General features: G+C 62.3%; 15 protein-coding genes. 10 read left to right on the forward strand and 5 right to left on the reverse strand.

Going from position 1 to position 14,214, the window contains the following annotated elements; all coding sequences use genetic code 11:
• Positions 1-2: 2 nt before the first annotated feature.
• Together VK804_RS02665 and VK804_RS02670 are read right to left on the reverse strand one after the other, a co-directional pair.
• A complete protein-coding gene (locus VK804_RS02665; RefSeq protein ID WP_325367530.1) occupies positions 3-2,813 on the reverse strand; it encodes a hypothetical protein in 2,811 nt (936 codons plus the stop codon).
• Positions 2,814-3,209: 396 nt separating this feature from the next.
• Complete coding sequence (locus tag VK804_RS02670; protein ID WP_325367603.1) at positions 3,210-3,398, reverse strand: tyrosine-type recombinase/integrase; 189 nt, start codon at positions 3,396-3,398, stop codon at positions 3,210-3,212.
• Positions 3,399-4,121: 723 nt separating this feature from the next.
• On the opposite strand from VK804_RS02670, the gene VK804_RS02675 reads away from it, so the two are divergent.
• Complete coding sequence (locus tag VK804_RS02675; protein WP_325367532.1) at positions 4,122-5,873, forward strand: S53 family peptidase; 1,752 nt, start codon at positions 4,122-4,124, stop codon at positions 5,871-5,873.
• A 56-nt stretch (positions 5,874-5,929) separates the two neighbouring features.
• On the opposite strand, the gene yidD is transcribed toward VK804_RS02675, so the two are convergent.
• Positions 5,930-6,148, reverse strand: a complete 219-nt coding sequence (gene yidD / locus VK804_RS02680) for a membrane protein insertion efficiency factor YidD (RefSeq protein WP_325367534.1) — start codon at positions 6,146-6,148, stop codon at positions 5,930-5,932.
• Positions 6,149-6,373: 225 nt separating this feature from the next.
• Between yidD and VK804_RS02685 the strand changes: the two genes are divergently transcribed.
• Genes VK804_RS02685 through VK804_RS02705 form a run of 5 tightly spaced genes read left to right on the forward strand, consistent with a single transcriptional unit; the run spans position 6,374 to position 11,634 of the window.
• Positions 6,374-7,798, forward strand: a complete 1,425-nt coding sequence (locus VK804_RS02685; RefSeq protein WP_325367536.1) for a hypothetical protein — start codon at positions 6,374-6,376, stop codon at positions 7,796-7,798.
• Positions 7,799-7,826: 28 nt separating this feature from the next.
• Positions 7,827-9,560, forward strand: a complete 1,734-nt coding sequence (locus VK804_RS02690; protein ID WP_325367538.1) for a hypothetical protein — start codon at positions 7,827-7,829, stop codon at positions 9,558-9,560.
• Positions 9,557-10,063, forward strand: coding sequence for a hypothetical protein (locus VK804_RS02695; protein ID WP_325367540.1), 507 nt, complete (start codon positions 9,557-9,559; stop codon positions 10,061-10,063). Before VK804_RS02690 ends, VK804_RS02695 begins: the two co-directional genes overlap by 4 nt.
• Before the next feature lie 3 nt (positions 10,064-10,066).
• Entirely contained in the window at positions 10,067-11,389 is a 1,323-nt protein-coding gene (locus tag VK804_RS02700; protein WP_325367542.1) for a hypothetical protein, read from the forward strand.
• Positions 11,390-11,400: 11 nt separating this feature from the next.
• Positions 11,401-11,634 carry a hypothetical protein gene (locus tag VK804_RS02705; RefSeq protein ID WP_325367544.1) on the forward strand — a complete coding sequence of 78 codons (234 nt, stop codon included), beginning with the start codon at positions 11,401-11,403 and terminating at the stop codon, positions 11,632-11,634.
• 259 nt (positions 11,635-11,893) lie between these two features.
• On the opposite strand, the gene VK804_RS02710 is transcribed toward VK804_RS02705, so the two are convergent.
• The gene (locus tag VK804_RS02710; RefSeq protein ID WP_325367546.1) at positions 11,894-12,136 is read right to left on the reverse strand and encodes an Arm DNA-binding domain-containing protein; all 243 of its coding nucleotides are present in this window, start codon (positions 12,134-12,136) and stop codon (positions 11,894-11,896) included.
• Positions 12,137-12,323: 187 nt separating this feature from the next.
• On the opposite strand from VK804_RS02710, the gene VK804_RS02715 reads away from it, so the two are divergent.
• The 4 genes from VK804_RS02715 (at position 12,324) to VK804_RS02730 (ending at position 13,782) form a co-directional block, all read left to right on the forward strand.
• Positions 12,324-12,551 carry a hypothetical protein gene (locus tag VK804_RS02715; RefSeq protein ID WP_325367548.1) on the forward strand — a complete coding sequence of 76 codons (228 nt, stop codon included), beginning with the start codon at positions 12,324-12,326 and terminating at the stop codon, positions 12,549-12,551.
• 432 nt (positions 12,552-12,983) lie between these two features.
• Complete coding sequence (locus VK804_RS02720; protein ID WP_325367550.1) at positions 12,984-13,193, forward strand: hypothetical protein; 210 nt, start codon at positions 12,984-12,986, stop codon at positions 13,191-13,193.
• Positions 13,190-13,549: a hypothetical protein gene (locus tag VK804_RS02725; protein ID WP_325367552.1), complete on the forward strand. Its 360-nt coding sequence runs from the start codon at positions 13,190-13,192 to the stop codon at positions 13,547-13,549. The genes VK804_RS02720 and VK804_RS02725 overlap by 4 nt, the downstream gene beginning before the upstream one ends.
• Positions 13,546-13,782 (forward strand): hypothetical protein, encoded by a 237-nt coding sequence (locus tag VK804_RS02730; protein WP_325367554.1) that lies wholly within the window; start codon positions 13,546-13,548, stop codon positions 13,780-13,782. Before VK804_RS02725 ends, VK804_RS02730 begins: the two co-directional genes overlap by 4 nt.
• A 5-nt stretch (positions 13,783-13,787) precedes the next feature.
• On the opposite strand, the gene VK804_RS02735 is transcribed toward VK804_RS02730, so the two are convergent.
• Positions 13,788-14,174, reverse strand: a complete 387-nt coding sequence (locus tag VK804_RS02735) for a hypothetical protein (protein WP_325367556.1) — start codon at positions 14,172-14,174, stop codon at positions 13,788-13,790.
• Between the last annotated feature and the right edge of the window lie 40 nt (positions 14,175-14,214).

The raw sequence follows: 14,214 nt of genomic DNA on the forward strand, positions 1-14,214 counted from the left end.
TGCTACCTCACCGTCGGCGGCGCTGGCGTCACGCAGGAGCCGCCGTTGGACACCACGACCGTGCTGCCACCACTCGTGGTCTCCGACAGTTGCGCCCCGATCTGCAACGTGATCCCGGTGGGGAAGCCGGGTGGCAGGACCGTCGTCCCGGTGGCGTTGCGCGTCTGACCGGCCGCGAGCTGGACCTGGTTGAGCGTCACGCTGAACGAGGCCAGTTGTACGACGGTCTGGTTGGTGGACGCGGAGTGCGTCACCTGGAAGGTCGAACCATTCCCCGGCTGGCTGTTCCAGACGTTGAACCAGCTCGAGTCGGTATCGTCGAAGCTGACCTGGACATCCGGACCGGACGTCAGGGACGGCTTGGTGCCGGTGTTCGGTGTGACCGAGAGCGTGATATCGACGTTTCCGGTCGACGCGGTGCCATTGGTGAGCGGGAAGATGCAGGGGCTGGCGAACTGAACGTTGCGCTGCGCCACCTGATTTGAATCCGGGGCGTCGAACGGCTTGGCGGGCGCCGCCTCGCCGGTGCCCTGGATCGCCGCGATGATGCACTTGTGACCGTCGCCGATGCCGCTGGTCGGCGCGGTGAAGGGGATCGGGCCGATCAAGGCGGCGCCGCCGGCTGGCGCGGTAACGCCGGTCGTCCCGCCGTTGGGACCGACATACTTGTTGTTGGTGATCGCGTTCCATTGGATCGAGAGTGCCGCCGGATCGGCGAGATAGACCATCGTGGTGACGTTGTTCACATTGGCGCAGCCGAGATCGTTGTGGACGCGCACCCAGACGTCGAACTGGCCGCCCGGCGTGATCGTGGTTTCGGTGGAGACCGAGGTGAGATCGACCGGCGTGCCGCGGGGCACGAGGAAGAGGTCGGGACTTTCCCAGAACACCTGATTGCCAAGGTTGGAGGGTGTGGCGCCGAAATCGGCATCGTTGTCCTTCACGTAGGCCAGCCCCGAACCGACGCAGTTACCGCTGGTCGAACTGACCTGGGAGGTCACCGCGAGGTCGTCATTGGGATAGCTGACGGTGGGTGTGCCGACCGCGACCAGATTGCTGGTCTCGACGGTGCCGATGCCGCCGGTGAACACATTCGCGTTCGGTTGCAGCAGCGGGGGCGGGCAGGTGGGGCTGGTGGCGTCGGTATCGCCCACACAGGTCGAAGCAGCGATCTCGGTGACGACTTGGGCTTTGGTCAATTGCGCCTGCGAGCAATTGCTTAAACCGAGCAGACCGCCGCTGACCGCGGACCAATTGCTGCCAAGGTTGTAGGTGTCCGGCGCAACAAAGGCGAACAGATTCGATGTCCCGGGGGACACCCAGCTCAACTCCCCTACGAGCGAAATGAAGCCACCGGCAACGCTTGCAGCAAGGTTGCCGAAATCGAACGGTTTGAGCCCGCCGGCGCGCTGCGCCGGAGGGGACATGAAGCAGGTCTTATGGGAATAGTCCTGGGTCGATACCTCGATATTCCAGATGCAGATGGCGCTGTTGGTTCCGTTCGACGAGATCACGAACTGGGTCTGGGCCGAGTCGGCGGAGCGGGACGGCGAGGTGCTCGGGATCGACCATTGGTTGGTATTGTTCTGAATGCTCCATTGATTAGGCACGGCGGCCCCGCTGCTGGTGCAGTTTTTGATGCTTGCGGTGGAGGCGAGGAACGCGTTCTGCTCCGAGGAAACGGCAGGAACGGTGACCGCGAGCTGACCGTAGACCAGCGTTGGAATCGCTGACGACGTCATCGACAACTGCGCGTCGGGATGGCCGAACTTCTGGTCAATGATTTCGTTGGGCGTGCAGGGGATGCTCTGCCAGCCGTTCCGCGTCATCTGATAGCAGCCCGGACCCTTGTTCGGCGGCGCCGGCAACCGCGGCGGCAGGTGGGCGATGGTTTGCTTGTCCGAGCGTGGCGGGGTCGGTAGCGTGGGCGGCAGGCCTGTCACGCTCGACTTCGGGCCAAGTTCGATTTCTTCGGCGAGGAATTTGCCGACGAACCCGACTGCTTTCAGCGAGAGCAAGGCGCTCTGCGCCGACACGGTGCCCCGGAACGCCGCCGACAGCACGTCGGACGCGCAGCCGAAGATCGCGACCAGCACATGACCCTCGCCGCCGGTCTCGGCCTCCTTGCCGGCGAAGGTGAACGTGTTCTGCAGGTAGATGATGACCGCGCCATCGGTCTCGTTCAGGTCTAGCGTCGCTCCCGACGCAACCGCCAGCGACGTCATGTAATAGGTGCCGGCCGACAGCGACAGCGTGCCGCCCGCGTTCACCTGTGTCGCACCGTATCTTCCCGCGGCAAGCGTGCGCGTGGTTCCGCTCGGCACCGTCACGTTGGTCGTTCCGGCCGTGAAGCTCACCGTCGCCAGCCCATGCTGGTCGATGGGGATCGGCGTGTGCGTGGTGACGGTGCCCTTGATGGTCGCACCCGAGGGGTTGCTCAGGGTGCCGCCGGTCTTGAGCGGCCCACTGACGACGGCCGCAGCGGCAAGGCTGACATTGGCATTGCTGAACAACCCGCCGAGGCTGGCATTGCTGCCGACCGTCGTCTTCGTCTTGCCGAGGTTCGCGACCGCGCCATTCGGTTCGCCATCGGATTGGCGGCCGGCGATCACGCGCGACCCGTCGCCGAGTTCCAGCGAACGGGTCGCCGTCAGGACGGCCTGCTCGGCGTCGAAGGTGAGCGGCATGACCAGCTGGCAATCCTTTCCCGCCGGGCAGGGCAAGGTGCAACTCGCGCCCCAGGCAACCCCGGTGGAGACCAACAGCGTGACGCAAGCGGCAAAGGCGGACGGTCGCAGGGCTAGCCGTTGCATGGACAACCTCCTCTTAGGATTCGTTCGTCGTCGTTTGTGAAGGTGACGGTAGGTCCGAGCCGGGCGGGCGACCGGCGCTTCGGCCGCCAGAGGCACGAACTACGCCGGCGAGCGCACAACGCGTGTTGTTGGCGACAGCAATCATTTGCGGCCTCCAGGTCGCGACCGCCGCGGACGGGGTCGGTGCAGCACAGTAGGTCGATGAACAACCTTGGGGTGTGAAGTGTCTCACATATCACGGAGAGGTGAGCGCGGATTTGGCGCCGTTTCGCACTCAGCGGACCAATTGGCCTTCGATCCCAGCAGGGATTCGAACCTGCGACCCACGGAGTAGAAATCCGTTCCGACCTAAGCGTTACCAATAGCTTAGACGTTTCGTGTACCAACGGTGTCCCATCAAGCTCCAAGAGGGCGAAATTCCACGCGCTCGGCTGCACGCTGGTCGGCTTTACTGTCGGCAAACAGATGGCCGTAGGTGTCGAAAGTCACTTTGATCGACGAGTGGCCCATGAGGATCTGGATTTGCTTCGGGTTGTGGCCCTGCTCGATCCACAGGGAAGCGCAGGCGTGGCGTAGGGCGTGCAGGCCATCGTCGGCTCACCTGCAGCGTCCAGGGGCCAGTTTCTGGGCCAAGACGCCCTGGCGCTCAATGCGCTATTTCCGGCACTCGACCCAAGCCCTCTTTCGTGCGCACCGCGCGGGTTGGGATACGTGAGGTGGAGTATCTATGAGGGGCAATCTACCGGAGGCGATCGTATGGCTGATCGTCGCCGTTCTTTAGTTCCTAGCCAAGGCCTTAGAACATTGGCCACCATGATATCTAGACACGAAACGAGGCTTCAGGAAGAATTTCTGGAGCCTTTTTTCGTTCCCGGTTATCGGACTCCAGAATGCCGCGTCTTGGTTAATGAGACTTTACCAAATAATTTGGTGTCAGCGGCTTGCTGAACGCTTCGTAAGCGGTAGCAAGCGGTCAGGTCTCTTTAGAAGCGTTGTGGATTGAGTTTTTCGAACTCGCCCCGGTCTTCGATACTGAGGAAATGCGGAAGCTGCACGCGAAACTTCATGCCCGGATTGCGTCGCATCTCTGCGCGTAGGTCCGATAGATTTGAGAACAGGTGATGGCTTAAACAGGAGTGACGACCACGTTCGGGGTCGTGAACTTCAAAGTACCAGTGGGTATTCAGCTGGTCCCTGCAACGGTCCGGCGTTTTTCTGACACAATTTAGACGTGTATAATGCTAACCCAACTGGCATCGTGGTGGAAGCTGTTTCGAAACGTCGCGCCGGCGCGAAGGAGAAACTTCCATGGCCGAAACCGAATCCCCGCGGGCCATCCTGCAGAACAGCGAGCGGCCTCGTGCGAAAACTTCGCGGCTGATCGGTCCGTCCGATCCGGCGGCGACATTGCATCTGGCGATCGTGGTGCGAAGCCGTGTCGGATCGCCGGCTCTGCCCGATCAGTCCTATTGGTTGCGAACCCCGCCGCTGCAGCGCCGGCACCTGTCGCGGGCTGAATTCGCGGCGACCTATGGCGCCGACCAGGAAGACGTCGACAAGGTCGCGGCGTTTGCGCGGTCGTGCGGATTCAGCGTTGTCGAAGCCAGCGCCGCCAAGCGGTCCGTCATTGTTTCCGGCACGGTCGAGGCGGCCAATCGGACTTTCGGCGTCGAACTGCAGCAATTTGCGAGTGGCGGCGAAACACATCGGGGGCACGACGGGCCGGTGCGGATCGATAGCCGGATCGCGCCCGTGATCGAGGCCGTGCTTGGGCTCGACAATCGAAGGCTTGGGCGCCGTCGAGGCGGCGGACCGGGCGGAAGCTCGCTGACGCTGACGCCGACACAGGTTGCCCAGGCCTACAATTTTCCCGACTATAACCCGGCCCGTCCCCAGACCATCGGCATCATCGAATTCGGCGCGGGTTTTAAAGTCAGCGACGTCACGGCCTACGTATCGAAGGCCACCGGCAAGCCCGCGTCACCGAATTCGATCGTCATCGCGTACGGATCGAACGAACCCTATGCGGCCGGGGAAATAAATCCGGGCGTGCTCGAGGCATTGCTGGATGTCGACGTGGCGGCGTCGGTGGCGCCGGGAGCCACCATCGCGGTGTACTTCGGCATTGGATTTTCGAGCGGGGACAACGGCCCGATTCCGAACGAGATGGGCTGGTATACGACCCTCTCCGCCGCGATCATGGATTCCACCCACAATCCCAGTGTGCTGAGCATCAGCTTTGGCGAACCGGAGGTGGCGTGGCCCACGAGCGTGATTTCGAGCATCAGCGGCCTGTTTCAAGGCGCCACGGCCATGGGCATCACGGTGTTCGCGGCTTCCGGTGACGACGGGGCGAGCGACGATCCGACCCAAGGCGAAGACTGGCCTGGAATAAATGTCGACTACCCGGGATCCGATCCCTGGGTGACGTGCTGTGGCGGGACCTCGATCTCGCAGCTTTCGCCGCTTCAACAAAATACCTGGAACGATGGCTTCGGCGCGACCGGCGGCGGCGTCAGCACGCACTTCACCAACAGCAGTCAATACCCCTGGCAGAGCGCCATCAGGATCAACGGCGCCGCGCCCGCGGGACGGGCGGTGCCCGATATTGCCGGTAACGCCAGTGGCGCCAGCGGCTACGATCTGATCGTGCTCGGAACCCCAGCGTCGCAAACCGGCATCGACGGGTCGCAGGACTTCCTCGTCGGCCTGCTCGCCGGCACCAGCGCGGTCGCCCCGCTTTACGCGGCCCTGATCGCCATCATCAACAGCCAGTTCGCGACCACGACGTCCGGCAATCCCCGCAATACGGTCGGTTATCTCAACCCATATCTCTACCAGTTCGGCGCGTCCAATCCCGCCGTCTACGACGACATCAACGACCACGGCAACAACAGCTACAACGGCGTGACCGGATATCAGTCCGGTCCCGGATGGGACGCCTGCACCGGGTGGGGGAGCATCAAGGGCGACAGCTTCGCCCTGGTGCTCGGCGTAGACCAGGTGCCCGGCGGATGCTGGGCCATGCTGTCGCAGATCATCAAGATGATCTTTCAGTAGTGATCCCGTCAGCTACATTATCCGCCGAAGGCACGGCCATCCGCCGATTGCCGGTCTCAAGGCACTGGATCATGTCCGGGCGGGAAGGCGGGTCGACAGCGCCGGATTCGCTTCACCGCCAGCATGGTTCCCTTCAGCACGCCGTAGCGCCGCAAGGCCTCCGCCGCGTAGACCGAGCAGGTCGGCGTGTAACGGCACGTCGGGGGCAGTCGCGGCGACACCCGCTCGTGCCAGTGCTCGCAGCATCGCGCCAGATGCAGGTGCAGTTGAAACATCGCGGGATTCCTTATTGATCCCTAGGGTAGCGGCCCGAAATATTGCCAGGCTGCCAGGTCCAAAAGGCTGCACGCTTCGAGGTTGCGTGAGATGATATGACCACGCTGGAAGAAACACAATCGAGGGTTGTGTCGGGGCGATAAAGTCTTGACATGCAACCGAAGGGTATGGACGATGCGAAGCCTGACGAGCGGCGATCGGCAGGACTCCGCGGGAGCGGCGTGATGGCTCACACTCGAATCCGACAGCATGCCGGCAAGCTCGCTGCCTTCGCGCTTGCGATCATGATTCCGTGCGCGCTATTTGGCGATCGGGAAACCAGGGCCGAACAGAAGGCCGTGCCGGCTCGGTCCGGCTCGGCAGGTCCGCCATTTTCAGGCTCGGTTGCGTCGTTCAGCGGCATACTGCCGGTCGTTGTGAATATTTCCCCCAACGTGACCGCGCCCGAGCAGGCCCGTCCGTTCTTCGATGATTTTTCCTGGCGCTCTTTCATCGCGCTCAACTGGCCGGCCGTTCCCGATCGGCATGGTGTACCGAAATCGCCTGACGACCCGAAGGTGTTCCTCGGCGCCGGCGCGGCCTATCCGACCGTGTGGGACACCTATCGTGAGGCCTTCGAACTTTACCGCGTCGATAATGTGACGCCGGTCGCCTTTGCCAGCAGCGCGACGACGAATACGGTGTGCGGACCGGCCGCGCCCGGAACCAAGATCCTGCTGATGGCGGCCAAATCCGGAACGTTGCTTCAAGACGTCGATCAGGCCTTCTCCTATCCGCTGGTCGATCAGAACGACAATTATGTCTACTACGAAATCCGCTTCAACGCCGACCAATATGACTTTGTCCGCGGCAATGGACTTTATCTCGCCAAGAACCTGATGGCGGCCGAGCAGAAGGCGCCGATCGCAATGCCGATCAGCTCCGCCCAGCCGTATCGGCAAGGCGCAGTCATGCTCAAGGCCGCGTGGAAGCAGATGACCGGCTCCGACGATCCGTCGCGCTACTACACGGTGAAGGCCAAGATTTTGGATACGTCGCAGCGCCAGCCCTCCTGTCGTGATGTGACCATGGGACTGATCGCATTCCATATCGGCCACAAGGTCGACGGGTTCGCGCAATGGATCTGGTCGAGCTTCGAGCAGGTCGACAACGTTCCCAACGACGATGGCTCGAAATCAGCCGGCTCCATGACGCTCAACAATGGCACGAACAGCCCGGAGACCGTCGGTGGCTGGGCCAACCGTCCCGAAAGCAAGCGTGAGGTCCCCTCGAAGGACCGCAATAAGGCGCAGGTTGTACGGCTCAACCCGATCCCGACGACGCCGGCGGGGCAATCGACCGTCGATATCAACAAGCTTTATCGCAAGGCGCTCGCGAACACGGTCTGGGCCAACTACCAACTCGTCATTACCCAATGGCCGGCGGCGCCGGTGCCACAGAGCAAGTTCAAGCCGAAGGAGAACCAAGGCGTCTACCCACAGGATGCCGGTGGTCCGTTCCCGGTCAACAATGCGGTCAACACCGCGATGGAGACATTCTTCCAGTCGCAGAGCGATGCGGTGGGCGCGGGCGGCAACAGCTGCATGCAATGCCACTACAATGTGGGCAACGCCGATTTCAGCTGGTCGCTGGTGTTGCGGTCGAAGTAGCGGAACCGTCGAGAGAAAGATCAGGACGATGGCAACGAGCAGTGGCTGGTGGATGTATCACGGGGATCCCGCTCATACCGGGTATGTCGGCTCGGGCAGCGCGATTGACGCGGCGGCCTTATCCGGCGGCAAGTTCGGCGTCCTGCATACGCTCAACGTCGGCGGCTCCATTCTCTCCGTGCCTGCCGTGTCTGACGGATTTATCTATGTCGGCTTGGCAAATTCCCGGGACTTCCCCGGCGAGCAGGGCGGCACGCTTCTCAAGATCGACCTCAAGTCCGGTCAGACGGTGAAAAGGTTTCCGTGGAAAGTCGAGCTCAACGAACGCGATACGCACGGCTTTTGCGGCATGGGATCGACCCCGACGGTTCTCGGCGACGGCAAAACCGGCAAGGTGTACTTCGTTGGTTTTAACGCCAAGCTCTATTGCCTGACAACGGCGGACCTATCGCTCGTTTGGGTCACCGATCTACGTAACCGGGACCTCAAGCACAACCAGCCCGTGAAGACATTCGAGCCCGGTACCGACATCAACAACGAGCCGCCGCCCGCCGCGGGCTGGTCGGCGCCGCTGGTCGTGAACGGCCGCATCTATCTCGGCATCGGCGAGGGTGAGAACCCGCAGCTCAACAGCTTCGTCTTCTGTCTCGACGCCGCGACCGGGAATGTGGTGTGGGTGTTCTGTACCAATCAGTATGTTTGCGGGCAGATCAACCAACCCAACCAGCTGCCTGAGAAGGTCGTGCGCGACATCACGCTACCGCCCGGTTATACGGTCTATTACGGAACACCGCTGACACTCGGCTGCTCGGTGTGGGGCTGCATCGCTTATGATGAAAAGCTGAATCGTCTGTTTTGTCCGACCGGCAACGGCGTGCCAGACGGCCGGCTGCCGACACCGGGCTGGTCCAACGGATTACTCACTCTCGACGCCACGACCGGCGCCTTCAAGGCGTTCTATCAGATACCGCGCGAGAGCAACTATCGCGACAGCGATATCGATGTCGACGTCGGCGCCTCGCCCACGCTGTTTGATCTCGACGGACGCCGGGTGGTCGGGGTTGGATGCAAGAACGGCTCGTTTCATCTGCTCGACGCCGATACGCTTGCGCCCATCAAGTGCCGGCAGTTGCTGCCCACCTACAATGACGGCACGCAGATCCCGACCGTCGATCCGCATCCAGACAAGAAGCAGACGGATACCAACGTGCAGAACCCGCGCATTGCGAACAGGCGGTCAGATCTTGACGATGGCGAGAACTATTCCGGCATCTACAGCACCGCGGCGATCCATCCGGGCAGCCGCAAGATCTTCGTCGGCATCGGCGGCAACAATTATCATCCGGTCGCTGCCGGCATCGATACCGACAACACGCCGTTTATACGCGCCCTGGATTACAACACTCTGGATGACGCCTGGCCGGTCGACCGGGGCAACCCGCCGCGCTACGCCAAGGCGCGGCCACCGCTCTACACCAACAGTTCCGAATCCGGACTTAGTTCACCGGCGGTGGTCAACGACGTCGTATTCATGGCGACCACATACGTCTCGCTCTACGCTTTCAGTGTCAGCGACGGGACGCTGTTGTTCGAGGATCGGCTCGGCGAACAGACCGGCGGATTCAACGGCGGCTATGGCTACTGCATGGGTCCGGCCGTGTGCGGAAACTACGTGGTCGCGGGCGCCCTGGTGTTTGGGGGCGACGGCGGCGTGCTGCGCATTTATGGGATCACTGACGGGTCGGGAGGTGTTTCGACATGACCATGGGCACACTCGGTCTCGACAATATCGCCGTCGCCTGCGCACTAGGACCGCTGCGGCTCGGGCCGCGCCGCATTGCGCTGCTCGGCCTCGCGTTTGGCTTCGCCGAGGCAAGCATGACCCTGCTCGGGGCCGCGGGACTCGGCCGGGGGTGGCTACCGGCAATGATGACGGCTGACGCGGCGCGCGCCGGCGTGCTGGCCACGCTGGCTGTCGCGTTACTCGGCCTTGCCTGGATCAAGTGCCGGCCGGCAGAGTTCGTGGCGAACTCGTGGGCACTCATCGGATTGTCGTTGCTGCTCGGGATCGACAATCTCGTCGCAGGCAGTGGGCTGGAAGGAACCGCTGTTTCATTTGCGTCGGTCGTGGCCGCGAGCGGCCTGACTGGCGCGCTGGCGGCGGCTTGCGCCGCGGGCAGCGCCTTATTCCCGCTTTCGCCGCGAGCGGGCACGTTGGTCTCGGCTCTGATGCTGACGGGACTAGCCGTTGCCGGGATTGCCTGAGCGATGCAATGTCGCGCCGAAGAAACCTTCGCTGAACCGGCCGGCGTCGCGCTCGAAAGTCGGGCGGCCCGTCCGCTTGCGACCGAACCGCTGGCTGAGGGCCTGGACTTTCCGACCAGCGCCGCGTTTGCGGATGACGGTGCGCTGTATGTCGCCGAGAGCGGCTTGCCATTCGCCGGCGCGCGGCCGGGCGGCCGTATCGTGCGGATCGGACAGAATGGATCCTCGACGTCCGTACTCGAGGGATTGCGCGCGCCGGTGAACGGTCTCACCTGGCACGATGGCGGCTTTTTGATTTCGGAAGGCGGCTTTCCGGGCCGTATCAGCCGCTGGAGGCCGGGCGGCGAACGGCAAACCGTTCTCGACGATCTGCCGGGTCGCGGCAATTATCATGTCAACATGGTGGCGGTCGGGCCCGATGGATGGCTCTACTTCAGCCAAGGTGCGATGACGAATTCCGGTGTGGTCGGGCTCGACGCCTACGATCTGGCCTGGCTCAAACAGCTGCCTCACCCTTGCGATCTTCCGGGCCTCGACGTCACGCTGGCGGGTGAGGTGTTCGACACCGGCGATCCATTTCAGCCCGGCCGTCGCACGGCGACCGCGGCCTTCTCGCCGTTCGGCGATACCAGCGCGCGGCACGCTGCGCTCTCGGGCCGGGTGCCGTGCACGGCCGCGGTGTTGCGTTGCCGGCCGGACGGCTCGGAGCTCGCGCTGGTGGCGTGGGGGCTGCGCAATGCTTACGGCCTCGGATTCCTGCCCGACGGACGCCTGCTGGCGACCGATCAAGGGGCGGATGATCGTGGGTCCCGCCCGATCGGCAATGCGCCGGACTGTCTGTATGTGGTCGAACCGGGCGGCTGGTACGGCTGGCCCGACTTTGTCTGCGGACGCCCCGTCACCGATCCATCCTTCAGGCCGCAACGTGGCCCGCAGCCTCGGTTTATCCTCGCAGGTCATGAAGACCTTCCGCTGCCGCGGCGGCCCGTGGTGGAGTTTGCGGTCAATGCAGCGGCGACGAAATTCGCCATTCTGCCGCAACCGGGGCGGTGGCAGGGTCAACTGATCGTAGCGATGTTCGGCGACGAGAAGCCTATGACCGCGCCGACCGGTCCGCAGGTCGGTCGCGGTCTGTTGCGGATCGATCCGCGCGACTGGTCGCAACACGCGCTGCCGGCCGGGCCATTCGAGCGGCCGATCGACATCGTCGCGATGCCCGACGGAATATTGTTGGTGGTCGATTTCGGCCGCTTCGAAATGCTGGGGGAGCGCGGGCTCGAGGCGACGCGCGGCTCTGGCAAGGTATGGAAGATCAAATTGACCTGAGGAGCAGCCCCATGACCACGGTCTCGTTCGCCAACGATATCGCACCGACCTTGTTCAAGTACCGCGGCCAGATGGCCTGGCGGTTGGATCTTGCCAGCTATGAGGATGTCAAGGCAAACGCGGCCATCATCGCCGGTCAGATAATCGGCGATCCGCCGAACATGCCACCGCCCCCGTTCGAACCGTTTCCTAAAGCGTTTATCGACGCATTCACGGCCTGGATAAACAACAACTATCCGCCATGAACTTGGGCAAGTCATTGATAAGTTTTCATACGGAACGGAGTCAGTCGGCGGACTGATAGGAAATAGCGAAAAGCTTATCAGTTCTTGATTGACCGCTTTTGTGGCGCAAAGCGGTCGTTCGCCTGCATTATGTCGAAGATGACGCGGCGCGCATGCGGCATAACCTGGATCATTTGTCGGTCTGATGGCGGCAGCCTCGTGCAGAAGATCGTCCTTGCCGGTCAGCCCTGACATCGGGAAACCCGCGTCGGCGGGAAATTCACGATTTGGAGGCCGAGCCGCTGACCGTCACCCCGGCTGCGGTGTGTAGCTTGCGGGCGGCGGCGAGGCTGACCAGCGGGTAGGCACCGAAGGAGGCGGTTTTGGCGGTGCTGTCGCGCAACCGGCAATCATAGCGCCACAACTTTGCGCCGTTCGGTTTGACGTAAGGGTTACGAAAGGCTGCGGAAGCTTGCGAACGGACACGAAGCCCTGAGCTGGCGATCCCAGCAGGGATCGGCATTCGGTACGCCACAAGAACTTAGCTTGTCCAGCCGCCCTTAAGGGCGCTTCCGGCTTCATTCGGGTATTTCCCGAATTGTCCAGCCTTCCACCGCACACCGCACAGTCAGGCGGTGCCGCACCTATGGGGGCGCGTCTTGCGTAACCCCAAACTCAAAAAGCAAAACGTCCGCGCGACCGGCGCACCGGTGGCGGACGTCTCACGTCTTAATCGCGCGCTGGCGCTTGATTACTCCAAAAGTGATCCGAGCGCCACCGTCTGCGTCGGGCGAACGACGATCGGCTACCTGATCGACGGTGATCGGGAATGCACCGCGCTGACGCCTGGGCGCGAGCTGATCGGGATATTTCCAGATCGCAAATCCGCAACCTACGCCGTTCTGATTCATCCAAGGAGGGCTTCGCAGACCACCTGAGAGAAAACGAAAACGGGTCCGACCTCGGAAGGGTCAGACCCGTCAAAATGGCGCTGGTCGGATGTAGTTACGGCAGCGGCGCCACCATCACGCAGATGGCACGGTTTACTGTGGGGCGCGATCGAAGACAAGGCCCGGTCCGAAAGGTGCGAGGGCTGATCGCCGGTGCGACGTATTGCACCGTCAAGTTGGCACCAAGGTGATCCGCGGCGTCGCGAGATCATCGCCCAAAGCGACGGTCGGCTCCGGCAGGCAAGATCGCACAGGGCATAGGGACCAACCTCACCGTTTTTCGGTGGGGCTGGTCGTCCTATGCCCTCGCTCGGGTCTCACCAGCAGGCAAGGATTCTAGAAAACAGGAGAATCGAAAAGGCGAAAGCAGAAATGACCCGACGAGCAAGAGCGCGCCAGCGCGCACGATGAGCGAGCGAGATGAACGAATTTTGGGACGAGCTTCCGGACACATTGACGACGATCGACGGCATGGAGGATAAAACCGCAGCCGCGATGCTGGTCGAATTTCTCGAAGGCTTTCGGGACGTATGGCCCGCTATCGTCGTGAGCAGCCGCAACGACGCATGGTCGCCGCTCGCTGCTCGGAGCGCGCGGATGTTTATCCTAAGCGGAAAAGGACAGCCATGACCGACGCCCAAGTTGAGCAGTTGGCGAACGAACTGTGCGCGCTCAAATTCGACGGCCTGGCCCAAGCGGAAATTGACGCGCGGATCCTCGCCATCGTCGGGGATCTCGTCGCTGGAACGTCCCGCGCCGTGCTCGATCGCGCGGCGGAGATCATGGGGCAGCGGGTGGCGGCTGCCGCCCGGCAGGCCGAGACATTGCAGACGATCGGTCGTCTGGCAAACGCGACGCAATGCCCGGATGACGTCGATGCCGTGACCTGGCTTGAAGGGCTAGGCTTGATCGAACCGGACGGCGCGGGCGGGTACGTGCTGACACCCCAAGCGGCCACGCGGGCGATAGACAAGGATGCACCGTGATGGAGACAGCGCGGGCGAAGCCCGTAGCGCTGCCCGCCCCAGATTGTGATCTGTTGACCGGCATCGAGCAGGTCGCCCAATGGTACGGGATCACGGAAGGCCAAGTCCGAGCGCGCATCGCCCATGGCGAGATAGTCGTGTTTAAGATCGCAGGCAGGAACACGATCTACGCGCTGAAGTCAGATCAGAACGACCTTTGGAAAAAGCAGGCCGAAACGTATCGAGCGATCTAGGACGCTTACTTAGGCTCTAAGGCGTAAAGGCGACAATCGATGTCGTACAGGCGTTTCTCCTGACTTATAAGCAGCATCTCTCGCCGCTCGCCCTGCTTTGTGATCGTTCCAAGCCCTGCGACGATCAGAGTAACAAACCACAGCAAAGTCGAGAACGCTCCAACGATGGCTGAGATAAGGGCGCTCTGCGACGACACGATCGCGAATACAACCTGCCCAATTGCCATCAGATTTAAAACGATGACGAACACGATCCAAAAGACGCTTTTGCTCGAAATGACAACGAGCGTTGGCGCAAACGCAAATGCTGCAATGGCAGCGAAGATTGCAAGCCCCAGTCCGCCGTTTAGGACCGTGCTTAGTGTCTGACTAAAAGCTCCGATATCTGGCATAGCGCGCGCTCCTCTTTCCCACAGGCGAACAGCGCAGCAA

It is taken from the genome of Bradyrhizobium sp., from assembly GCF_035484855.1.
Lineage (GTDB): Bacteria > Pseudomonadota > Alphaproteobacteria > Rhizobiales > Xanthobacteraceae > Bradyrhizobium.